Genomic DNA, 22,831 nt, shown 5'->3' on the forward strand with positions numbered 1-22,831 from the left:
TTAGTCTCAATAAGATCGGTGAGTGCCAATCAGTCAATGGGCCAGTTTGCCCAATAAATACTTATCGATAAAGATTCTTTATTGAAAAATAAATGAATAGGCTTAAAAAGCTCAAGCGATAATCTCGGTTTTAGTCGTAACTTGTGAGCCCAGTCTTAATGTTTCACAGGCCTTGGCCGGCGTGAGAGGCTTGCGTCATGCCAGTAGAAAAGGTGTAATAGCTGCTTCACCTTACTCATTGTCACTATTGTAACGAGTCATCAAATTATTATGTCGACGCAAACCCCCCCGTTAAAGATCTACAACTCACTGACGCGAGATAAAGCTGTCTTTCAACCCATCACGCCGGGAAAAATTGGCATGTATGTGTGTGGGGTGACGATTTACGATCTCTGTCATATTGGTCACGGGCGTACTTTTGTTTCGTTTGACATGATTGCGCGCTACTTGCGCTACTTGGGCTTTGATTTGACCTTTGTCCGTAATATCACGGATATCGATGACAAAATCATTAAGCGTGCGGCGGAAAATGGCGAGAGCTGTGACGCATTGACCGAGCGCTTGATCGGTGAAATGTACCAAGACTTTGATGCTTTAAACATGGCGCGTCCTGATATCGAGCCACGTGCGACGGACTACATCGATGAAATCATCGCACTGGTAGAAAAGCTGATTGAGCGTGGCTTCGCCTATGTCGCAGATAATGGCGACGTGATGTTTGAAGTGGCCAAGTTTGATGATTACGGCAAGCTGTCAAAGCAAGACCTCGATCAGCTGCAAGCGGGCGCCCGTGTGGATGTTGAAACAGCCAAGCGCAGTCCTCTCGATTTTGTGGTGTGGAAAATGTCCAAACCTGGCGAGCCGACATGGGAATCCCCGTGGGGACCAGGCCGTCCAGGTTGGCACATTGAGTGCTCGGCAATGAACTCTGCGATCTTGGGCGAACATTTTGATATTCATGGTGGTGGCTCTGATTTACAGTTCCCGCACCATGAGAACGAAATTGCCCAATCTTGCTGCGCCCATGACACCCCATATGTCAACACCTGGATGCACAGCGGCATGGTGATGGTTGATCGTGAAAAGATGTCCAAATCCTTGGGGAATTTTTTCACCATCCGTGATGTATTGGCACATTATGATGCTGAAACCGTGCGTTATTTCTTGCTGTCCGGTCACTATCGCAGCCAGTTGAACTACAGCGATGAAAACCTCAATCAAGCCCGTTCAGCACTTGAGCGTCTCTACACCTCGCTTCGCGGTTTAGACACTCAGGCCGCACCTGCCGGTGGCGATGAATACGTGGCACGCTTTGAAGCGGCGATGAACGATGACTTTAACACCCCAGAAGCCTATTCGGTGCTATTCGATATGGCTCGTGAGATTAACCGTTTACGTAGCGATGATTTGGCAGCGGCATCCGCACTGGGTGCGCAAATGCGTAAGTTAGCCTCGATTCTTGGTTTGCTCGAGCAAGATGCCGATAGCTTCTTGCAAGGCGATGCAGGGGCTGATAATGAAGTGGCTGAAATCGAGGCGCTCATTCAAAAACGGAACGATGCCCGTAAAGCCAAAGATTTTGCCACCGCTGATGCCGCGCGTGATGCGCTTACCGCGATGGGCATTGTGCTGGAAGACGGTCCGCAAGGCACCACCTGGCGCCGTAAATAAGCAACTGTTTATTAACCAATAAGCCACAAAAAACGGAGCCGACTAGCTCCGTTTTTTGTTATTGGTATCTCGTGCTTTTACGCACAGCGACTGCCGTACCAATCAACGTGAAGCCAGTGTTACAGCCCAGGTGTGACCACGCGTTTATCGGCTTCCGGCAGCTCACTGCCACAATGCTTACAAAATGAGGCGTCGGACTCATGGCCGCTTTTTGAGCAGTTAGGGCATTTTACCAAGTTGCGATGCAGTGACATCTGCTGACCGATTTCGGCGGTGATGATCCCTGTAGGCACGGCAATAATCGAATAGCCCATCAACATGGTGAAAGACGCGAGTGCCTTGCCAATATCGGTTTGCGGCACAATATCGCCATAGCCGACGGTGGTGAGGGTGACGATCGCCCAATAGATGGCATAGGGAATACTGGTAAAGCCATTCTCTGGCCCTTCAATCACGTACATGAGTGCGCCGAAGACGGTGACCAGGATCGCCACGGAGAAGAAGAAAATCATCACCTTGCGCGATGACAGCATCATCGAGCGTAACAAGATGTTGGAGTCTTCCAAAAAGCGCATCAGCCTCAAAACACGGAAAATGCGCAATACCCGCAACAGGCGTACCACCATCAGGTAAGTGGTGCCTGGGACAAAAATCGCGATATAGGTGGGCAGAATCGCCAGTAAATCCACCACGCCGTAAAAGCTTCGCGCATAAGCAGACGGGCGCGGAGAGCAATAAAGGCGCAGTAAATACTCGATGGTAAAGATGCCGGTAAAGCCCCATTCAATCCAATAGAGCCATTGCGACCATTGAGCGTGAAAGCTAGCGATGGATTCCAGCATCAACACCACCATCGAGGCCAAGATCATCACAATTAGCACCAAATCAAATGCCTTCCCGTGCTTCGTCTCGGTGCCAAAGATGGTGGTGTAGAGATAATGTTGAAGACGGCTTTGTGACTTATTCATTCGCTTACCTTGCTATAAACCTTCCATGATTGAGCCGCAAAAAACCGGCACGGCAACTGCCTGCGTGCCGGCTTGCTAGTACTAGGCGCTGCACGGGATGACCGCGCGTTTAGTTGAGGCCAGGAAACAAAGCGCGCATGCCAGAGGCGATAAACTCGATGCCTAATGAGCCCAGAATAAGACCCATGATCCGCGTAATAACGTTGATACCCGTTTGGCCTAAAAATTTCACTACTGCAGGGCCGACTTTAAATAATCCCCAGATTCCTGCAGAGAACAGCACGAGGGTGGTGATTAATGTAATCGTACTCCAGGTATCGGGGTATTGAGAGCCATACACAATGGTTGAGCTGATCGCACCTGGCCCGGCGAGCAGCGGCATTGCCAGCGGCACGACGCCCACTTGTTCACGACTAATGGTTTCGGATTGCTCCTGCTTGTTTTGCTTACCCTCACCCAACTTACCGTTCATCATGGTAAAAGCGATACTGAGCAGCAACATGCCACCGGCCACCCGGAATGAGTCGAGTGAGATACTGAATAAATCCAGCAACATCTGACCGGCAAGCAGAGAAACAATCAAGATGATCGCGACCGCGATGGCTGCGGTGTATGCCGTGCGGTTTCGTTCTTGTTTATCAAGATGTACGGTGAGGGTGACAAAAACGGGCATGATACCGATAGGGTTAACGGCGGCAAAAAGCCCGACAAAAAACTGCACAAAAATCATGGTGTCGAAAGCGGCCATGGTGACTCTCGTAATGCTGTGAGGAAGTCCAGTTTCTCTCGGGTTTAATCAATGGCGCCAGTATAGCGATATCAGTTTAAAAACCAACCACTCAGCCATGTATTTTCTGCATGCAGTGGTTGCACGTTTTGAACCAACTTAAGATGGCTCACTCAAACGATTTGTCGTCATGCAACTTTCGCACGGCAAACTATACTGAGGGTCGGTGTTGTGGATATAAACAACCGTCTTCAGGCGTTTTGTTGAAATTTACATACAGTATCGACATGTAGACTTGTCTCATCATGTAAAAAATATGTTACTGTGATGAAAATTTTAGACACATACATTCTGTGCTACAAAAATATTAAACCCAGTAACTGTGGGGGTTAAGCGTAAAGTTTATTGCGGTTGATTTGATAACAACTGATCGAGATCAAGTTACTCACGCTGTGAAAACTTATACTCAGTTTTGAAAGTTATTTACTAAATGCCACGCACCGAATGGCGACACTAACCAAAGATAAACATGGCTTAGTAAGCAAAGACGCGGCGTTAAGCAATTACTAAATGATTTTCAAATATGAACCAGGAGACGACTATGCCTGTCACTAATATTGCTGAACTCAACGCGATGGTTGAGCGTGTCAAAAAGGCACAACAAGAATTTGCGACCTATTCACAGGAGCAAGTAGATAAGATCTTCCGTGCCGCATCACTGGCTGCTAACAACGCGCGTATCCCACTGGCGAAACAAGCGGTTGAAGAGTCAGGCATGGGTATCCTCGAAGACAAGGTTATCAAAAACCACTTCGCCTCTGAGTTCATCTACAACAAATACAAAGACGACAAAACCTGCGGGATTCTCGAAGAGAATGACGAATTCGGCACCATGACAATCGCCGAGCCCGTTGGCCTTATCTGCGGTATCGTGCCAACCACTAACCCAACCTCTACTGCGATCTTCAAATCACTGATCTCACTGAAAACGCGTAACGGCATCATCTTCTCGCCACACCCACGTGCGAAAAACTCGACCAATGATGCCGCGAAACTGGTTCTCGATGCAGCAGTGGCTGCGGGCGCACCGAAAGACATCATCGGCTGGATTGACCAACCTTCAGTTGAGCTTTCTAACGCACTGATGAAGCACGACGACATTAACCTGATTCTGGCGACCGGTGGCCCAGGCATGGTGAAAGCGGCATACTCATCAGGTAAACCTGCGATTGGTGTGGGTGCGGGTAACGTGCCTGTGGTTATCGATGAAACCGCTGACATTAAACGTGCTGTCGCGTCTGTACTGATGTCAAAAACCTTCGATAACGGCGTGGTGTGTGCGTCAGAGCAAGCGGTTATCGTGATGGACGAAGTGTACGATGAAGTGAAAGAACGCTTTGCGTCGCACAAAGGCCATGTATTGAGCAAAGCAGACGCCGATAAAGTGCGTAAGGTACTACTTATCAACGGTAACCTTAACGCTGATATCGTGGGCCAACCTGCCACTAAGATTGCAGACATGGCCGGTGTAAGCGTGCCATCAGACACTAAAATCTTGATTGGTGAAGGGCTGGAAATCAGCATCGAAGAAGAGTTTGCTCACGAGAAACTGTCGCCAACCTTGGGTATGTTCCGTGCCAAGAGCTTTGAGCACGCGGTCGATATGGCGTGCAAAATGGTAGAAATGGGCGGTATCGGCCACACCTCTGGCCTATATACTAACCAAGACGTGAACCAAGACCGCATCAAATACTTTGGTGACCGCCTGAAAACGGCTCGTATCCTAGTCAATATTCCAACCACGCACGGTGGTATCGGTGACTTGTACAACTTTAACGTTGCACCGTCACTGACATTGGGCTGTGGCTCATGGGGTGGTAACTCAATTTCTGAGAACGTTGGGCCTAAACACCTGATGAACAAGAAAACCGTAGCGAAGCGAGCTGAGAATATGCTGTGGCACAAACTACCAAAATCTATCTACTTCCGTCGCGGCAGCTTGCCAATCGCACTGAGTGACCTAGAAGACAAGAAACGCGCGATGATCGTGACTGACCGCTTCCTGTTTAACAACGGTTATTCAGAGCAAATCGAGTCAATGCTTAAAGCGCAAGGCATGGACGTGAGTACTTTCTTCGAAGTAGAAGCGGATCCAACCTTAAGCGTGGTGCGCAAAGGTGCGGAAGCAATGAAGAGCTTCCAGCCAGACGTGATTATTGCCCTAGGTGGTGGTTCACCGATGGACGCGGCGAAAATCATGTGGGTTATGTATGAGCACCCACAGACAGCCTTTGAAGAGCTAGCGATGCGCTTTATGGATATCCGTAAACGTATCTACAAATTCCCGAAAATGGGTAAAAAAGCCGAGCTGGTTTGTGTGACAACCACATCAGGCACCGGTTCAGAAGTGACTCCGTTTGCGGTAGTAACGGACGATGAAACTGGGGCGAAATACCCACTGGCCGACTACGAGCTGACACCACAAATGGCGATTGTTGATGCTAACCTGGTGATGAACATGCCGAAGTCACTGACAGCCTTTGGTGGTTACGATGCGATTACTCACGCACTGGAAGCCTATGTGTCTATCCTTTCTAACGAATATTCAGAAGGGCAAGCACTGCAAGCGCTGAAATTGCTGAAAGACTATCTGCCAGCGAGCTATGCGCACGGCGCAAACGACCCAATTGCACGTGAGAAAGTGCACAATGGTGCCACCATTGCCGGTGTCGCATTTGCTAACGCCTTCTTGGGTGTGTGTCACTCAATGGCGCACAAAATCGGTGCTGAGTTCCACTTGCCACACGGTTTGGCGAACGCGCTGCTGATTTCCAACGTGGTACGTTTCAACGCCAATGACAACCCAACCAAGCAAACGGCATTCTCGCAGTACGACCGTCCACAAGCACGTCGTCGTTATGCAGAAATCGCTAACCACCTTGGCCTAGCACAAGACGGCGACCGTACCGCACAGAAAATCGAGCGCCTGCTAGCATGGCTTGAAGAAATGAAGCTGAAACTGGATATCCCAGTCTCAATTCAGGCAGCCGGTGTACCAGAAGCGGACTTTATGGCCAAACTGGATGAGCTAGCGGAAGAAGCGTTTGATGACCAATGTACAGGCGCTAACCCACGCTACCCACTCATCAAAGAGCTGAAAGAAGTGTTGGTTGCGTCATACTACGGTAAGCCTTACGTGGAAGGTGAAACCTTTGAAGGCACGACGGTTATCAAGAAAAAAGATGACCAACCAGCCGCCGCACCGACTAAAGCCGCGAAAGCAGCGAAAAAAGACGAAAAAGCAGACGCCTAATTAACCTAGGTAACCGCTTAACGACAAAGACCCGCTTCGGCGGGTCTTTTTGTATTTGAGAGAGCGATCTTTTACCCACTTGCCTCTAACAACCGGCCGTTAAAAGAATCGTTGGAGACGATGTACTCGGCATTGCGGATAAACTCATCATCGACACCGCGACTCGGCTGGCTTCGGTGACGCGGGACAATACCGCCGACACGAATTTTCAGCGCGGAAAGCTCTTTGGCCCACCGCTGGGTCAAACCGCCAATCATGGCGTTGGCAACCGTATCGGGCGTGAGATGAGTGCCCGCGACATTAATGATCACGCCTGGCCGACCGCGTTGCTGCATGCATTCTGCTGCACGTTGGACGACCAAAAAGTATTGTGACGTGGTATCACTGAGTGTTTTGGGTGTGTCCCATTGATTGTCACTGTCAAAAAGCTTAGGCAGGATATCCCCTTGCCAATGATTAATGAGCACATCAATGCCACCAAAAAGCCGAGTAACTTGGCTGAACGCATCGTGAATAGATTCAGGCTCATGGTCAGCTAAACAAATAGGCTGAACGCGCCCCGGATAGTTGCGGCATTGATCGGCACTTAAGCGCAGCGCTGGCCACTCGGTATCGAGCAGCACCACGTTGGCGCCAAGCGAGCAAAAATGCTCAGCCATGGCGCGTCCAGACGGTGAACCACCTGCGGTAATGACGACCACTGCGCTATCGATCTTCATGAGAGTTTCCTCATAATTATCAGTCTATTAAAACAACCTGATGCATTTATTTACCCAAGCAAGTCACGAGAAAGTGACAGCTTACTCACACCTTATTCAAGCATGGGAGTGTAATACTGGACCATAAATACGAGGACTGCGAAAAAAAGACTAAAAACGTCAGGTGGAATGGCAAAAAGAATATCGGGAATCTATAGAGGATCACAATTTGATAAAGGATCCACCAATGTCATCAAGATCGACTTGCGATCTGACGCATTATGCGCTCACACGCATTTTATCAAAGCAATGTGAGGTGGTGAGCTTTTCATACAAAGTGGCGGGGTTATACGCAGGGCGCTTGGGCTCGGTATCGGTCAAGTGACGGCGTTCGTGGCCAGATAAATTATGATAGACCGCTTCGTCAAAACCGTGTGTACCTTGAGGGGGATAATGCATGGCCGCGGGAGCAAGCTGAAAGCGCAGGTTGGCGCTAGCAATGCCGCCTCGATGAAAGGCATCGGCTTGCGCACTGGCGCGTTGATAGTCTTCTTCATTGCTGGCGGCAAGAGGTTGTGGGTTGGGCAGTTGGAACTGCTGACGGAGCACCTGATCATTGCTGACGGGCGCATCAATCGGCGTCAGCGGGGTCGACTCGTTGGCATCACCAGACAATAGCGCCATCATCAGGGCAAAGTCGGAACGACGCCCTTGTACCACCGCATGGTTTAGGTTGTCCCCAAACTGAACGTCGCTAATCAGCTGCGCTTTGTCGATGGTATGGATAGTCACTGTGGTTACCCTAGTTATGACGTGGTCGATATGGTAATAACTAGGCTATCGGCAGCAGACGAGAAACTTTAACGCTTTTCTTTGGTTTGGCTTAAATATCTTTGGCTGGTGACCATGTCTCCTATAACGTCGAGTGAACGCTGTACGAACTCATCCTGCCTCCGCAAGCCTGGGTTGCAAGGGCTGCGTACTCTGACCAGCAAAATGTTGCATTGAAAACGCCACTCGGTCTTCCGGTAGAGGCGGATAGCGACAAGGCGGCAGAGATTCAATCAGAGCAAGGCGCGGAAGCAGGCCACATCCATTCGCAATTTGAATGGCGAGGCCTGGTCGTGCATTGAGCTCCAATACCATCGGACCTTTTTCTTTGTCCAGCACCATGTCGGTGCCCATGTAACCCAAGTCCGTCATTTCCCATGCACTGGCGGCGAGGGTAAGAAGCTGCTGCCAGTGAGGCACTTGCAGGGTATAGAGATCTTGATGGGTATCTGGATGATGCGTGATAGGGCGATTAAACTGCACCGCTTTTAGTGCTTTGCCCGTCGCCATATCTAAGCCGACGCCAACGGCACCTTGGTGTAAGTTAGCTTTGCCATCAGACGCCGAGGTCGATAGACGCATCATTGCCATCACTGGGTAGCCTTGAAAAACAATCACGCGGATATCGGGCACACCCTCATAGCTAAATCCTTGAAAGCTATCATCAAACGCAATTAAATTTTCGACCACGGCGACATCGGCTTTGCCTCCCAGCGAGAAAAGGCCTGCCAAGGTATTGGTGATATGGCGCTCCACATCATTATGGCTGACCGCTTTCCCCGAGGCTTTGGTATAGACACCTTGGTGGTTTTTTGTCACCACTAAGATGCCTTTTCCGCCAGAGCCCTGTGCAGGCTTAATCACAAAGCCGGGCCAATTGGCGACCATGGCGTGGATGCGTTTGACATCCGCTTGGCTGTCAATCACCCCAATCAGTTCAGGCACCGTGGCCCCCGCTTGTTGGGCGATGAGTTTGGTTTGTAGCTTGTCATCAACCAATGGATACAAACGCCTGTCATTGTAGCGACCAATATAGCGAATGTTGCGCTGGTTCATGCCCATGATCCCTGCGTGGTTAAGGCGAAACGGAGAGGCTAGCTTATCGAGGAGTTTGCGCATCATCGCCTCCTGTGGTGGTAGCTAACCCAAGTGGCTTATTACTCGGTTCCGCTAAGGGGCGGAAGCGCTTGAGTTCAGACAAGCGATAGCCCGTGTAATTACCCAGTAGCAAGATAAGTGCAAGGATAACCAGCTGCAGGCCAATAAAGTTAAAGGTGAGATGGCGAATCAAATCATTGGTCATCGCTAAATATACCAGTACGGCAGTGAGCAGTGAGCCGCCACCTTGAATCACCACTTCTTTGGCGCCTTCTTCTTCCCACAAAATCGACATCCGTTCAATCGTCCATGACAGAATGATCATCGGGAAGAAGGTAATGGTGAGCCCCTCCATTAAACCAATGTGGAAGGCAATCACGCTAAAGACGGAAATAATCAGGATCACGGTAATAATCACGGCCGATATTCGTGCTACCAAGAGTAAATTGAGCCGCGATAAGTAGCTTCTGATCACCAGCCCCGTGCCCACAATCAACACAAAGCCCACGATACCGGTGATGAGCTGGGTTTGGACAAAGGCGACGGCAATGAGCACTGGCATAAAAGTACCAGAGGTTTTGAGCCCCACAATCACCCGCAAGAACACCACAATGAGCGCACCGATTGGGATCAGCATGATGGTTTTGAACATTGCCTGCTCTTCAATGGGCAAACTATGGATGGAGAAGTTGAGCAAATCGTCGGCCGACACCTTGGCCGAGGTGGCCTGCTGCGGACTGATGTCTTGCGAAATAATGGAGAAGTGCACCTGGCTGTGCTCACCGCCCATCACTTCTAGCAGCGGCCCGCCATGCTGGTTCCATAACAGCGTGTTATCGTGATGGCCATTTTGTCCGCTGACTAAATCAAACAAGTGCCAGCGACTGTCTTGCCACACTTGCAACATGGGGGAAATACTTTGGCGGCGCCGGCCATCTTCAAGCTCTAAACCGCCCACCACGCGCGCATGAATGCCTTCAAGAGCCAAGGTTTTGCGCAGCGCATCGGGTTTATCAAGCGTGTTGAGCAGCAGCGCCGCGTTTTGGCTATCAGGACTATTTAGCTGTTTGATGAGCTCACGGGTCAGGGTGATGTTATCAGCAGAGCGGGCACGAGCACGGTCAAGCAGCGCGAGTGCGGCGTTTTTCGCGGCATTATCCATGACAGGCGTGGCGACCACGTCATCCTCGGGCGGGGTCATGGTGTAGCGCGCGCTGTCATCAACCAGCATCTGGTTCTTAAAATAAAGCGTTTGCTCACCACTCGCTTGTCGAGCCGACCACTGTGCTTGGCGGCCATGCTCGGTATCGAGCAAGGAAAAACCGTACCCGGCCGATGAGGTGCTTTCATCAATCAGGGTCAAACCCGGCTGGCTGTCTGGTGCCGCCAAACTGATTTTGACCGGCCCGTCGTTAGCATCGAAATTGATTCTCGCCTCGATTTGCCACACTTGGCGCGTTTCGTCAGCCAACCATGGCACGCCATAGACAAAATGACGGTACGCGCTGAGTGCAATACCTGCGACAACTAAAAAGCCAATTAAAAAATAAAAAGGAACCCGTGAAACCATATCGATTACCTACTTGTTTTGGGGGGTGTCATCGCCTGGTTCCGATGGCGTGTCCGGCTGATATTGCGGATGAATATGGACTTGGCTGACATCAACCACCGCCAAGTCTTTAAAAAATTCGCGGCCGAGCAGCACTGGGTATTCCATGTTGGTGCGATCGGCGAGGGTGAATTCGGTTTTCTCATGGATGTTACCGACACGAATCCAGGCTTCGACCACTGGGCGGCGCTCAGTGCTATCGCTTGACGATTGACGGATACGCACCCAGCGTTTCACCGGCATTTCCATGATCACTGGCTGATCGCTGTTTTCACTATGATTGACGTTGAACTTGACCCAGGTATCGCCGTCACGCTCAAACTCTTGGATATCCACCGCGTTGAGTGAAGACGTTTCGGCACCGGTATCCACACGGGATTGGAAGGTGTTTTCGACCGCATCAAACCAGACAAATTCGCGTCCACCGAGAATAATCTTGCCGTCGTTAACCGGCACCCGCACCACCTTTTCTTTCACTTTGACGTCAGCGGTGTCGGTCGCCACATTGGCGTAAAGCTTGGCTTGGGTACGCTGAATCACGGTCAGTTGGCTTTCGAGCGCACTCACTTTGTCGGCCAACTGATTTAACGCTGTGCCATGTTGAGCGAATGTCTCGGTGAAAGTTTGTTGTTGCTGTTGGTGTTGGGCAGCCAGATTATCAAATTTACTGAGCGTTTCCTGGTGTTGGTGCTGCGAGGTTAATGTGCAGCCGGACACCGTAAGTAAAAGCGCACTGATCAGTGAGCAACGAAATAGCATCTAAATCTCCACAGCGTAAGAAGGGTTGCGGCTAGCCATGTCACAGGCAGTAAAGCGCTGATCGCGACGGCGAGAGCAAATTCTAAAGGATGCGACAAAGATGGGTAGGGGGATTCTGTCAAATGTTAGTCAGAATTGACTAAACGCTGATTTAATCGACGGTAATAAAGTAAAGTCGTTAGCAAACAAGCACTCAGGCGGTGAAATAAAACACAGCCGTCAATACATGCGTCGCGATTGCGAGCGTGGTGTCAGCGTCAGGTGTGAGGTCGGTAAGCGGCGTTCACCGCCATGTTCACCCTTATCACCGCCCAGTGATGCGGCGAGTAAGGGCGGTGGTATGGGGGAGCGGTGTCCGGGCTGTTGTTTAATCCGGGTTGCGAGCCACTAAGATCGCGCGTTTGGGGGCCGGATACCCTTCGATGGTTTGCGCTGGATCATCTGGGTTGAGGTACTCAGGCAGCGAGTTATGGGTCATCCACTCGGTACTGCGCTGCTCATCCGTGGTGGTGACGCACTCGTCGACAATACGCACATCGACAAATCCGACTTTCTCCAGCCACACTTTTAACGCGCGGGCAGACGGGAAAAAGTAGACGTTACGCATTTGTGCATAACGACCGGCAGGCACCAATACCGCGTTTTCATCGCCATCGATAACCAAGGTTTCCAGCACCAGCTCGCCATCTTTACGCAATTGATCTTTGAGTTGCATCAGATGATCGAGAGGGGAGCGGCGGTGATACAACACACCCATACTGAACACGGTGTCGAACGCGCGTAGCGCAGGCAGTTTTTCAATCCCTAAAGGCAGCAGGTGCGCACGCTGATCGTTACCCATCAAGCGACGAATGGCGTCGAATTGCATCAAAAAGAGCTCGGAGGGGTCGATGCCCACTGTCAATGCGGCCTCTTCGCCCAACATGCGCCACATGTGGTAGCCATTGCCGCAACCGACATCAAGCACATACCGCCCTTTTAGCGGCGAGATATGCGGGAGTACGCGATCCCATTTCCAATCTGAGCGCCATTCGGTATCAATATCAATACCGTGTACCTGGTACGGGCCTTTACGCCAAGGGTGCAAGGTGCGCAATAAGTTTTCTAATTTTTTGCACTCGCCATTAGGTAAGCTACTGTCATCACCAATACGCACCGCGTCTTTAAGCTCGACGTGCTCGGGCGTGGTGGTAGGGATTTTATTGAGCACTTTTATCCACTTGGGCATATCGCCATGCGGCTGGTTTTGCCACTCGGCTAATTGTGCTGGCAACACCTCGAGCCAATGGCTTAGACGGTTTTTGGCGATCAGCTGATAAAAATCGGAAAAATCAAACATCAGATTACTCGTACTGTCAGGCTCGTCTTACTTAATCGCGAGCATCGAACCAAAGTTAAAACACTGGAACCACATGGCGACGCTGCTAAAGCCAATGGCATGGAGCCGCGCTTGGTGGGTGGCAATACTGTCTGGGCGCATCACATTTTCCAGTGCACTGCGCTTTTGGCTGATCTCAAGCTCGCTATAGCCATTGGCACGCTTGAAATCGTGGTGTAAATCGATCAGCAATTCATTGGCGGTTTCGTCTTCAAAGCGGTACTTTTCGGACAAAATCAGGATCCCACCTGGCTTCAAGCCTTGATAAATGCGAGTGAGTAGGGCTTGGCGATCGTCAGGGCTTAAAAATTGTAGGGTAAAATTGAGCACCACCATCGAGGCATTGGTTATCTCGACATCGCGAATATCGGCTTCGCGAACCTCAACATCGGCGGCGCCGCGATACGCATTAACATGCAAGCGACAACGCTCAACCATGGCTTGTGAGTTATCCACCGCGATGATTTTGCAGCTGTCATGAGGAATGTGGCGACGCATCGATAAAGTGGCAGCACCCAGCGAACAGCCAAGATCGTAAATATGACTATCAGGCGCAGCAAAACGCTTGGCCAGCATGCCGATGGCCGAAATAATATTGCTGTAACCCGGTACCGAGCGCTGGATCATATCCGGGAACACCTCAGCGACATTTTCATCGAAGGTGAAATCGCCCATTTTTTCGATAGGCGCTGCGAAAATTTTATCCTGATTAGCCATGTAAGCCCCTACACATCAGCCAAGCTGGCAGGCTTTCGCGTGTGACGCGCGTAAACCCAGCCACAAAAGCGGCGTATTGTAGTGAATTTTTTTGCCCCTGTCTGCACGGTGACTGCGCCGCGTGGGGCGGATATTAAAACAATGCCCCTTGTTGACTTTGCGCGGCGCGCGTGACGGAAGCCAGTGGCGTTGATAAATCAAGACGTTGATATAACTGGGCGGCCAGTGCAGGGGCCTGGTCGTTATCTGAGGTATGAATCATTAAATAGGGCGTTTTGCCCGCGGCTATCCATTTGGATAAGCGTGGGATCCAAGGGTCGAAAAACGCGCTGTTTTCGGGCAAGTCTGGATGGCCGATAAAACGCACCATGGGGGCATCGCTGGTGGCGATGGCGTGCACCGGCACACGGGGTTTTTTCTTTTGCGCATCAATAATAGCAGGGGTGTCGGGTTTAGCCGCAAACACGGGGCGGCTGTCCATGATCACGCGGTTGGCGTGGTGATCGATCAACAGTCGGTTGAGCGATTTCTCTGCCTCGCCTTTGGCAAAAAAGGCCGGGTGGCGCACCTCTACTCCAAGGGAAAACGCGCGGGGTAGTAATTCAAGAAATGCCGCTAAGCTTGCTAACCCCTCAGGGCCAAAACGCGCCGGCAGCTGAATCGTCCACTGACCAATATGGTCATGGAGCGGGGCCATCAGCTTGATAAAGTCGGCGGTTAAGCCTTGCGCATGACGCAGCTGGCATTGATGGGTAATGGTTTTAGGCAGCTTAAAGGTAAATTGAAAACTGTCTGGAATGGCGGCCGCCCAATTACTCACCGTTTGCGGCGACGGGGAGGCATAAAAGGTCGTATTTCCTTCAACCGTGTTAAACACCTCTGCATAGCGGGCTAAACGCTCGCCCGACTTGGTGCCTGGCGGGTAAAAATGATGCTGCCAACTGGGATGAGACCATTGCGTCAGCCCCAATCGTATGGGCGGATTCAGGTCTTGGTGTAATAGGGATACCATGCCCGTAATGATGCCTTGCCAACCAATAGGTCACTAGCCTAAAAGGAATTGAACAAAAAAACTATCGGTTTTAAGTGCGATCGCTTTACCAAGAGCGGGGCTTTTCCTTTATAATGGCAGGCTTTGACAGTAACGGCACTCATGGGGGCGTACCGTCAGGTACGACAGACGCTGTTACCCGAATTCCCCTCAGTATTTGGCAGGCTTGTGCCCCAGGGGCAAGCGGAATCATCAGAACAGATCAGGAATAATCTATGCGCACCCAGTATTGTGGTCACCTGAATAAAGCCCACGTCGGGCAAGAAGTTAGTCTTTGTGGTTGGGTTAACCGCCGCCGTGATTTGGGCGGCTTGATTTTTATCGACATGCGCGACCGTGAGGGTCTGGTGCAAGTTGTGATTGACCCTGATATGGGTGATGTTTACGAGCAAGCAAACAAATTGCGTAACGAATTTTGCCTGACTATCCGTGGTGAAGTGCGTGCGCGTCCAGAGAGCCAGATCAACAGTGATATGGCCACAGGTGAAGTCGAAGTGGTGGCGAAAGGGTTGGAGATCATCAACCGCAGTGCACCGATGCCGATTGACTTTAACCAGTTTATTTCCGAAGAGCAGCGCCTGAAGTATCGCTACCTTGACTTGCGCCGCCCTGAAATGAGCGATCGGATTAAACTGCGTGCTAAAGCCACCAGCTTTGTTCGTCGTTTCCTCGATGACAATGACTTTTTAGACATCGAAACCCCAGTACTGACTAAAGCGACCCCAGAAGGCGCACGTGATTACTTGGTGCCAAGCCGTGTGCACAAAGGTAACTTTTATGCACTGCCGCAATCACCACAGCTGTTTAAACAATTGTTGATGATGTCCGGGTTCGATCGCTACTACCAAATCGTGAAGTGCTTCCGTGATGAAGACTTGCGCGCCGATCGCCAGCCAGAGTTTACCCAGATTGATATCGAAACCTCATTTATGAGCGCCGACCAAGTGCGCGAGGTGACCGAGCAACTGATCCGTGAAATGTGGCAATCACTGCTCAATGTGGACTTGGGCGCGTTCCCAACCATGAAGTATGAAGAAGCGATGCGCCGTTTTGGTTCTGACAAGCCAGATTTGCGTAACCCGCTCGAAATCGTCGATGTCGCTGATATCGTCAAAGACGTAGAGTTTAAAGTATTCTCTGGTCCGGCAAACGATGAGAAAGGCCGCGTGGCTGTGATTCGTGTGCCAGGCGGTGCCAGCTTGTCGCGCAAGCAGATTGATGAATACACCAACTTTGTTGGCATTTACGGCGCCAAAGGCTTGGCGTGGATGAAAATCAACGACCGTGACGCCGGTTTTGACGGCATTCAATCGCCGGTGGCCAAGTTCCTCAATGCCGAAGTGGTAGAAAGTATTTTATCACGCACCGAGGCGCAAACCGGTGACATTATCCTATTCGGCGCAGACAAAAAGTCTGTCGTTACCGAAGCGCTTGGCGCACTGCGTGTGAAATTAGGTCTGGATCTTGAGTTGACCGATACCCAAGCGTGGGCACCATTGTGGGTGGTTGATTTCCCAATGTTTGAGGAAGACGACGAAGGTAACTTGCATGCGATGCACCACCCGTTCACTGCGCCGACAGACGTGACACCTGAAGAGCTGGTGGCAAATCCGGCGGCGGCGAACTCTAACGCGTATGACATGGTGATTAATGGTTACGAAGTGGGCGGTGGCTCAGTCCGTATCCATAACCCAGAAATGCAAGCGGCGGTGTTTGAAACATTAGGCATCGATGAGCAAGAGCAGCGCAAGAAATTTGGCTTCTTGTTGGATGCATTGAAATACGGTACTCCACCACACGCAGGTTTGGCGTTTGGTATGGATCGCCTGGTGATGTTGCTATCCGGCACCGAAAACATTCGCGATGTGATTGCCTTCCCGAAAACCACCGCTGCGGCCTGCTTGATGACTGACGCGCCAAGCCTTGCCAATGACGCGGCGCTTGAAGAGCTGGCGCTGAGCATTACCGCGGCGGCAGAGCAAAACGAACACAGCGAATAAATTCGCCTGATGACGGGCAAATAGCCTTGCCCGTCTTATCCTTGGGGCCGATAGCTGCGGCAATGACGCAGTGATATCAAGGTTGCAAGGTTACTGTCTCAACGCGCCTCAGACTGAAAAGCCAAGGCGCGTTTTTTCTTATTACTCCTTTCACGTGAGGGGAGCGCAAAAAACGGAGAGTCGATATGGCAGGTCACAGTAAGTGGTCGAACATTAAACACCGTAAAGCCGCTCAAGACGCGAAGCGCGGTAAGATTTTCACCAAGCTTATCCGAGAAATTGTGGTGGCAACCAAAGAAGGTGGCCCCGAGGCGGAAACCAATCCACGCCTGCGTGCTGCGGTGGATAAAGCGTTGTCAAATAACATGACACGCGACACCATCAACCGTGCGATTTCACGCGGTGCGGGCGGCGAAGGTGACGAGAACATGGAAACCGTCATCTATGAAGGCTATGGCCCCGCAGGCACGGCGGTGATGGTGGAGTGCATGACCGATAACCGCAACCGCACGGTATCAGGCGTGCGTCACGCATTCTCAAAATCCGGCGGTAACCTGGGGACCGATGGTTCAGTCAGCTTCTTATTCGATAAAAAAGGGGTGATCACCTACGCCTCTGGCCTTGAAGAAGATGCGGTGATGGAAGCGGCGCTCGAAGGCGGCGCGGACGATGTGGTCACCTATGACGACGGTTCAATGGATGTGTACACCACGCCTAATGACTTTGGCTATGTGAAAGATGCACTGGATAAAGCCGGGTTTGAGGCTGAACGTGCCGAAGTGAAGCAGGTGCCATCGACCAAAGCGGAGTTAGATGCAGACACGGCACCCAAGCTGTTGCGTTTGATCGATATGCTAGAAGACCTTGACGATGTGCAAGAAGTCTACCATAACGGTGATATCTCGGACGAAGTGGCAGCGAGTCTAAGCTAAATGGCAGTGATACTGGGAATTGACCCAGGTTCGCGGATCACCGGTTATGGGGTGATCCGCCAACATGGTCGGCATCTTGAATATCTCGGTAGTGGCTGTATTCGTACCGAGACAGACGACTTACCCGGTCGACTGAAACACATCTACGCAGGCGTGAGCGAAGTCATCACCCAATTTCAGCCAGATAACTTTGCTATCGAGCAAGTGTTTATGGCCCGCAACGCGGATTCAGCATTGAAACTGGGTCAAGCACGCGGCAGTGCCATTGTAGCGGCGGTAAACGCCGATTTACCGGTGTCTGAATATGCTGCCAGGCTTATCAAGCAAGCCGTAGTGGGAAAAGGCAGTGCCGATAAAAAGCAAGTCCAGCATATGGTCACTCACATGTTAAAGCTCAGCGCCACCCCGCAAGCTGATGCCGCCGATGCCCTCGCGGTTGCTATTTGTCATGCCCACACCAACCACACCCTCATCGCCATGGCCGGCAAAGCCAACGCCGCCCGCCGCGGCCGATATAGATGATACCATTGGCGTAGGTGACACAAGCCCCAGGCATAGTGTTGGGTATGTGTAAATTGCCAACGGGCGCCTGTCACGTTCGATGCCAAAGTTAACCCCCATGTCGGAGGCGCCGTGCAACGGGCGCGCGTCGGCTTGGGTATTCAGGATTAACATCGCCCCGGCGCTTGTCCGACCTACGCCTGATTTATATATCGGTGGTCATATTTAGTTTCGATGATCCCATTGGCGTAGGTGACACAAGCCCCGGTACTATGTCAACAATAATGCACTATGCTACCTGGGCGCCTGTCACGTTTGGCGCCAATGTTGACCACGATGTCCGATGGCGCCGTGCAACGGGCGCCACGGCTATCCGCGCGTGTGATCCCTTCTGTTATCCGATCTTGCACGCACTTCACAGTTTAGCCAGTGCTAACCTAACGATGACAACAAACCTATCCAAAAATCTGGCCCGTTGCGTAGAATGATCCGCCATGATTCTTGGCAGGCGAACAATGCGGTGGGTTACAAACTAGTTCGATTGACTGAACTTATGGCTTATGAGTTTGGGCAAGTAGAGGGCGATACTGAGGCGCTGAATGAGCGAGACCTTGATGGAGTGATGCCCGATGGGGTGAGCTTTTCACAATTCAAAGAAAAGCTTGATAGCGGTGAATTTGCACTGTTGGCTGACACCCCAACGCGGCCCGCGATGGTGCATGATAATACGAATAAGGTTTGGTCCCTCTCGCCAGACACTGAAACGACCCTCTCACCACAAGCCCGTTCAGCACTTGCCGCCCGAGCCAATCAGTCTGGCAGTGCGGTCGGTGGCGCGAGTGGCTCCGGCGGTGCGAGTCACAGTTCGCATGCCGCAACCAATATCGAAGACACCTATGTGCCGGAACCGGTAAAACCTGACCGTTCAGATGCGCCACCGCCACTTAAGTACGAGTACTGTTTTGAGATTGCCAGCTCGGACAAGGTCTTTAGCAAGACAGTCGGGGGTAAATTTGAGTTAGCCAAAACACAACAAGAAGGCGTGAAGGGTGATTGGCAAACCGCGCGCACTGAACACGGCACTAAGTACACTACGTATACCGCATTCAATGAGCCCAAAAAGCTTGTTGCCAAAATAGCATCAGCGTCAATGGGCATCAGCGTGCCCGAGCCCGTGCAGATGAAGCCGATTGGCTCTGGAGTAATCCAAGAAGCCTTTATTCCTGTGACACCTTCTGTTCAACTCGGCGATCGGCTGGGCCTCCCCACCGAAGGCTATTACTACCATTTTCACCAAAAGCGCTTAGTGCAGGAGTACAAGCTGCTGGGTGACGGAAAATGGCAGTTTTTCGCCACGCGCTCTAAACATGACAGACTCAACCAGGAGCAAGGTTTTAATCGTTATCAAAGCGCGCTCTTGGTGTACTGGAAGATTGGCGGGAAAGAAGTCGAAGACCAACATCTTGTCTATCTCGAAGAACCGATCACTCGCGAGACGCTTGATAACCCAGACGAAGAATGGCTAGAAGAAAACGGCGTAAAGCTATCTATCAGCGATTTGCTCGCCGCCCCTAAGCAAGCCGTTGCGAATCGAGATGACTCACCGGCAGAGTCGGATAGCGATAAAACTGGTGACTCAGCGCAACCATTAACCCATACCGTTAAGTTTGATCCGACTACCCGCCAACGTGAATCATGGCCGACAATTGCCGAACAATATGGCTTATCCGCTAAGCAGCTGCTGGGTTTGAATCCGCAGTATGACGCTGAACCGATGTCGTTAGCTGTGGGTGATAGCCTAACGGTTAGTCAGCCAGCCGCGAAAAGCGAAGAGAAATCAATAGCTCGCGCTTTACCTCCAGAAACACCACAAAAATATAACCTAGCGGCCAATACCCACTATACGTTTGATGGCATTTTGCAGGGGACGTCGGTCAAACCAATAAATCATGACAAAATACTGAGCGCTGAAATTTCAGTTGTTAATTTAACTCAGCTATCCCCTCGAGACGTTGATGATGCATATCTTGTTTTTGCTGACAAACGAATGAGCGTGGAGGACTTTGCGCTTGAGACATATTTATCAAATCAAGCACATATAATCGAGCATGTTCTTAGTTCAAATCCTCATTTGAGACGTAGTTTTAGCCAGATTATTGAAGGAATGCCCCTTGTCGTGTCGCCTTGGTCTGAAGTTCATCCGGATGAAGAGTTTGCCATCAAACAGGCTAACGACTTAATGAGTGAGTTCCTCACCCTTTCAAGTGGACAGAAAAAGTGGTTCGCAGAGCATCACGAAACAACAACGAATGCGCTACTTTTGAGTGCAACATCTGGCCTAGATATTCACCAGCAGGACGCAAACACATCTATGCTGGCAGAGTTAGATCTTAACCACCTTTTGGCTGGCTCTGGCGCTGTGATTGCCGGCGCTCAGGTCCAAGGTGACAAAATAAGCAAAAAAATGAAGTCCTTTGCTGACTACTCTCGTCACGTAGCCTCTCGAACGGAGGGGCTGTCAGGACCAAAGCTATACTCTCACCCTGACTACAAAGCATGGAGAAAAGAAGCCCGCACATTTCAGCAAGAGATGAAGTTAATACTGACGGAGGTTGGAAAGCCAGGATATATTAGAAATATACAGACAAAGCGTATCAATAACTATCTAAATGTTGGTAAACGTCAACTTTACCGAGCAAGAGACTTTTCTAAAGCAATTTCTGGTATTGAAATGACCGCGTTGTATAAGCAGGCGATGTCATTCAGCCGCTCATTAGGTATCGCTAACGGTCTCGTAATTGGAGCTGGGTTATATGGAAACGCTGCTGATGTGGTAACTACATGTAATAGTAGTGGCTGGTTTGAGGATACTTGTAATAGAAATATAGTAAATAATACTGCGAGTGGATTTTTTAACGTTTCGGGAGGTATTGGTATAGGCATTGCTCTAGCTGCAATCCCTGTAACTGGGGGGCTATCGATAGCTTTAGTTGGTGGAGGCTCTTTATTCTGGGGGATGTATGGTAGTGAGCTATCTCAGCAAGTAGGTTTGTTTGTCGAGGAGATAGTCTTTGATTAAGATCGTATCTGAAATTAGCATTATAATTTCTCTATTATCATTCTTTCCTTGGATAGCTGCAATAGTATACCTCTCCATGAAATTGAAAAAAAATAAGTATGAGTTAATACTGAAAATTTCTCTATCTGCTCCGAAATCATTTTCTACAAGATCTAGGATGATGATGGAAAGTAACTTATCTTGGATTGCTGCAAGCTGCTTCCCATTTTATTGGTTTGGAAAAGCAATGCTAAAATATGCTTGGCGCATTCCAGAGTCAGAAGTGAATAACTGGAAAAAAAGCATCCTAGATATTTTTGGAACATGGAACACATGGTATAAATCAATTGTTTATCTTGGCAATATAACTTTTACCAGTTTAATCGTGTTTTCCATTTTTTTCTGGGGGCTTTGAGTGCACTCAAGGATGCATTTTCGAAACGCCAGATATTCGGTAATGACTAAGTGGAAAGCATTTTTATCACTGCTCTTATCAGTGACTGTTTTAGGTTGCAAGCCCGAACCTTACACCGTTGAGGCTGGCTTTACTAATGGCAGTACTACCGGTCGGCATATCGTGTCCAAAATGACGATTACAACACTATCAGGAGGCCGAGCAAACTTCGCTATGGGTTCTGTCAGTGGTTATCCTGGGGCCCACTCAGGCGGAGGAAAAATAGATGCCCCCGCTTACATCGAAGGTGAGTGGGCAAAAGGTAACCCAGAGCCGAGTAGCGGTCTAATCTCCTATCACCGCATATCTGCACCCATTCCAGATAATGCCGAAGCCAAAATGAAAACAATGGATAATTATTACCAAAATTTCGACCGTGACTATGGTTCGATGGAGGTGATTGTTGATGGCCCTAGAGTACGGGTCTTCTACTCAAAATCGTGCGTTGATATGTACGATGACTGTACGCCTAAACAGGGAGCAGACCCAAACGGATGGGTCGTTCGTTCACCTAAAAATCAGACAGATGTGGTCGTTCTCTTTGATGGTAAAGGCGAATCTTCTCCGACTCCTTTTCCAAACACCTTTTTTGCCGATTTGGAAAAGCGTAAAAAAGCGAGTTTATCTGAGTAGGGTGAGGGGCGACACAAGCCCCAGCACCATGATGGATAGGTACACATTGCCAACGGGCTCCTGTCACGGTCTGCGCCAATTTTGGCCACGATGTCGGATGGCGCGCGGCGGAAATCACAGCAAGCTTGTGCGATCGAGAGGGCGCTTATCCGACCTACGCCTGATTTATATATCGGTGGTGTCATCGGCTACGATTACTCGTTCCCACGCTCCTGCGTGGGAATGCAGACAGAATTTGAGCCATGATCAGAGGGCGTGACAAAACCATCGAGCCGCACTTTCTACGCCTAGTTATACATCGATGTTGCCATTGGTGTAGGTGACACAAGCCCCAGGCATAGTGTTGGGTATGTGTAAATTGCCAACGGGCGCCTGTCACGTTCGATGCCAAATTTAACCCCGATGTCGGAGGCGCGCGTCGGCTTGGGTATTC

17 protein-coding genes and 1 pseudogene are annotated in these 22,831 nt (G+C 50.4%); 8 read left to right on the forward strand and 10 right to left on the reverse strand.

Going from position 1 to position 22,831, the window contains the following annotated elements; genetic code table 11:
* The first annotated feature begins 270 nt into the window (after positions 1 to 270).
* Positions 271 to 1,671 (forward strand): cysteine--tRNA ligase, encoded by a 1,401-nt coding sequence (gene cysS, locus BZG20_RS03175; protein WP_077578099.1) that lies wholly within the window; start codon positions 271 to 273, stop codon positions 1,669 to 1,671.
* 119 nt (positions 1,672 to 1,790) lie between these two features.
* On the opposite strand, the gene BZG20_RS03180 is transcribed toward cysS, so the two are convergent.
* Together BZG20_RS03180 and BZG20_RS03185 are read right to left on the reverse strand one after the other, a co-directional pair.
* The gene (locus tag BZG20_RS03180) at positions 1,791 to 2,639 is read right to left on the reverse strand and encodes an ion transporter (protein WP_046075348.1); all 849 of its coding nucleotides are present in this window, start codon (positions 2,637 to 2,639) and stop codon (positions 1,791 to 1,793) included.
* 109 nt (positions 2,640 to 2,748) lie between these two features.
* Positions 2,749 to 3,387, reverse strand: a complete 639-nt coding sequence (locus BZG20_RS03185; protein WP_046075349.1) for a YchE family NAAT transporter — start codon at positions 3,385 to 3,387, stop codon at positions 2,749 to 2,751.
* A gap of 562 nt (positions 3,388 to 3,949) precedes the next feature.
* On the opposite strand from BZG20_RS03185, the gene adhE reads away from it, so the two are divergent.
* Complete coding sequence (adhE, locus tag BZG20_RS03190) at positions 3,950 to 6,679, forward strand: bifunctional acetaldehyde-CoA/alcohol dehydrogenase (protein ID WP_268794243.1); 2,730 nt, start codon at positions 3,950 to 3,952, stop codon at positions 6,677 to 6,679.
* A gap of 71 nt (positions 6,680 to 6,750) precedes the next feature.
* Here adhE and BZG20_RS03195 read toward each other — a convergent pair whose 3' ends face one another.
* The 8 genes and pseudogenes from BZG20_RS03195 to BZG20_RS03230 all read right to left on the reverse strand — a co-directional run bounded on the left by BZG20_RS03195 (position 6,751) and on the right by BZG20_RS03230 (position 14,745).
* Positions 6,751 to 7,398 carry an SDR family NAD(P)-dependent oxidoreductase gene (locus BZG20_RS03195; protein ID WP_046075351.1) on the reverse strand — a complete coding sequence of 216 codons (648 nt, stop codon included), beginning with the start codon at positions 7,396 to 7,398 and terminating at the stop codon, positions 6,751 to 6,753.
* A 258-nt stretch (positions 7,399 to 7,656) separates the two neighbouring features.
* Positions 7,657 to 8,169 (reverse strand): VC2046/SO_2500 family protein, encoded by a 513-nt coding sequence (locus BZG20_RS03200; RefSeq protein ID WP_077578101.1) that lies wholly within the window; start codon positions 8,167 to 8,169, stop codon positions 7,657 to 7,659.
* A 150-nt stretch (positions 8,170 to 8,319) separates the two neighbouring features.
* The gene (locus BZG20_RS03205; protein WP_167369759.1) at positions 8,320 to 9,327 is read right to left on the reverse strand and encodes an alpha-L-glutamate ligase-like protein; all 1,008 of its coding nucleotides are present in this window, start codon (positions 9,325 to 9,327) and stop codon (positions 8,320 to 8,322) included.
* A gap of 46 nt (positions 9,328 to 9,373) precedes the next feature.
* Positions 9,374 to 10,876, reverse strand: a pseudogene (locus BZG20_RS03210) (inactive transglutaminase family protein); the annotation flags it as partial.
* A gap of 9 nt (positions 10,877 to 10,885) precedes the next feature.
* The gene (locus tag BZG20_RS03215; RefSeq protein WP_077578104.1) at positions 10,886 to 11,674 is read right to left on the reverse strand and encodes an ATP-dependent zinc protease; all 789 of its coding nucleotides are present in this window, start codon (positions 11,672 to 11,674) and stop codon (positions 10,886 to 10,888) included.
* 367 nt (positions 11,675 to 12,041) lie between these two features.
* Complete coding sequence (cmoB, locus tag BZG20_RS03220; RefSeq protein WP_077578105.1) at positions 12,042 to 13,013, reverse strand: tRNA 5-methoxyuridine(34)/uridine 5-oxyacetic acid(34) synthase CmoB; 972 nt, start codon at positions 13,011 to 13,013, stop codon at positions 12,042 to 12,044.
* 27 nt (positions 13,014 to 13,040) lie between these two features.
* Positions 13,041 to 13,769 carry a carboxy-S-adenosyl-L-methionine synthase CmoA gene (gene cmoA / locus BZG20_RS03225; RefSeq protein ID WP_077578106.1) on the reverse strand — a complete coding sequence of 243 codons (729 nt, stop codon included), beginning with the start codon at positions 13,767 to 13,769 and terminating at the stop codon, positions 13,041 to 13,043.
* Positions 13,770 to 13,902: 133 nt separating this feature from the next.
* Positions 13,903 to 14,745 (reverse strand): DUF72 domain-containing protein, encoded by an 843-nt coding sequence (locus BZG20_RS03230; RefSeq protein WP_198531449.1) that lies wholly within the window; start codon positions 14,743 to 14,745, stop codon positions 13,903 to 13,905.
* 290 nt (positions 14,746 to 15,035) lie between these two features.
* Here BZG20_RS03230 and aspS point away from each other — a divergent pair, with 290 nt between their 5' ends.
* The 6 genes from aspS (at position 15,036) to BZG20_RS03260 (ending at position 22,398) form a co-directional block, all read left to right on the forward strand.
* Positions 15,036 to 16,820: an aspartate--tRNA ligase gene (gene aspS / locus BZG20_RS03235; protein ID WP_046075358.1), complete on the forward strand. Its 1,785-nt coding sequence runs from the start codon at positions 15,036 to 15,038 to the stop codon at positions 16,818 to 16,820.
* Positions 16,821 to 17,005: 185 nt separating this feature from the next.
* Positions 17,006 to 17,752 (forward strand): YebC/PmpR family DNA-binding transcriptional regulator, encoded by a 747-nt coding sequence (locus tag BZG20_RS03240; RefSeq protein WP_077578108.1) that lies wholly within the window; start codon positions 17,006 to 17,008, stop codon positions 17,750 to 17,752.
* On the forward strand, positions 17,753 to 18,274 hold the full coding sequence (gene ruvC, locus BZG20_RS03245) for a crossover junction endodeoxyribonuclease RuvC (protein WP_046075360.1): 522 nt from the start codon (positions 17,753 to 17,755) through the stop codon (positions 18,272 to 18,274). It abuts the gene before it with no gap.
* A gap of 463 nt (positions 18,275 to 18,737) precedes the next feature.
* Entirely contained in the window at positions 18,738 to 21,332 is a 2,595-nt protein-coding gene (locus BZG20_RS03250; RefSeq protein ID WP_241829514.1) for a LysM peptidoglycan-binding domain-containing protein, read from the forward strand.
* Entirely contained in the window at positions 21,325 to 21,726 is a 402-nt protein-coding gene (locus BZG20_RS03255; protein ID WP_077578109.1) for a hypothetical protein, read from the forward strand. Before BZG20_RS03250 ends, BZG20_RS03255 begins: the two co-directional genes overlap by 8 nt.
* Before the next feature lie 42 nt (positions 21,727 to 21,768).
* Complete coding sequence (locus BZG20_RS03260; RefSeq protein WP_077578110.1) at positions 21,769 to 22,398, forward strand: hypothetical protein; 630 nt, start codon at positions 21,769 to 21,771, stop codon at positions 22,396 to 22,398.
* Positions 22,399 to 22,831 lie beyond the last annotated feature (433 nt).

It is taken from the genome of Salinivibrio sp. IB868 (genome assembly GCF_001995655.1).
In the GTDB taxonomy this organism is placed as follows: Bacteria; Pseudomonadota; Gammaproteobacteria; order Enterobacterales; family Vibrionaceae; genus Salinivibrio; species Salinivibrio siamensis.

Excerpts from the sequence above, each read along its gene's own strand:
- ruvC (WP_046075360.1), top strand. The coding sequence starts at position 17,753 with ATGGCAGTGATACTGGGAATTGACCCAGGTTCGCGGATCACCGGTTAT.
- BZG20_RS03215 (WP_077578104.1), bottom strand. The coding sequence starts at position 11,674 with ATGCTATTTCGTTGCTCACTGATCAGTGCGCTTTTACTTACGGTGTCC.
- cysS (WP_077578099.1), top strand. The coding sequence starts at position 271 with ATGTCGACGCAAACCCCCCCGTTAAAGATCTACAACTCACTGACGCGA.
- cmoA (WP_077578106.1), bottom strand. The coding sequence starts at position 13,769 with ATGGCTAATCAGGATAAAATTTTCGCAGCGCCTATCGAAAAAATGGGC.
- BZG20_RS03180 (WP_046075348.1), bottom strand. The coding sequence starts at position 2,639 with ATGAATAAGTCACAAAGCCGTCTTCAACATTATCTCTACACCACCATC.
- aspS (WP_046075358.1), top strand. The coding sequence starts at position 15,036 with ATGCGCACCCAGTATTGTGGTCACCTGAATAAAGCCCACGTCGGGCAA.
- BZG20_RS03240 (WP_077578108.1), top strand. The coding sequence starts at position 17,006 with ATGGCAGGTCACAGTAAGTGGTCGAACATTAAACACCGTAAAGCCGCT.
- cmoB (WP_077578105.1), bottom strand. The coding sequence starts at position 13,013 with ATGTTTGATTTTTCCGATTTTTATCAGCTGATCGCCAAAAACCGTCTA.
- BZG20_RS03185 (WP_046075349.1), bottom strand. The coding sequence starts at position 3,387 with ATGGCCGCTTTCGACACCATGATTTTTGTGCAGTTTTTTGTCGGGCTT.
- BZG20_RS03205 (WP_167369759.1), bottom strand. The coding sequence starts at position 9,327 with ATGCGCAAACTCCTCGATAAGCTAGCCTCTCCGTTTCGCCTTAACCAC.
- BZG20_RS03260 (WP_077578110.1), top strand. The coding sequence starts at position 21,769 with ATGACTAAGTGGAAAGCATTTTTATCACTGCTCTTATCAGTGACTGTT.
- BZG20_RS03250 (WP_241829514.1), top strand. The coding sequence starts at position 18,738 with ATGATCCGCCATGATTCTTGGCAGGCGAACAATGCGGTGGGTTACAAA.
- BZG20_RS03195 (WP_046075351.1), bottom strand. The coding sequence starts at position 7,398 with ATGAAGATCGATAGCGCAGTGGTCGTCATTACCGCAGGTGGTTCACCG.
- adhE (WP_268794243.1), top strand. The coding sequence starts at position 3,950 with ATGAACCAGGAGACGACTATGCCTGTCACTAATATTGCTGAACTCAAC.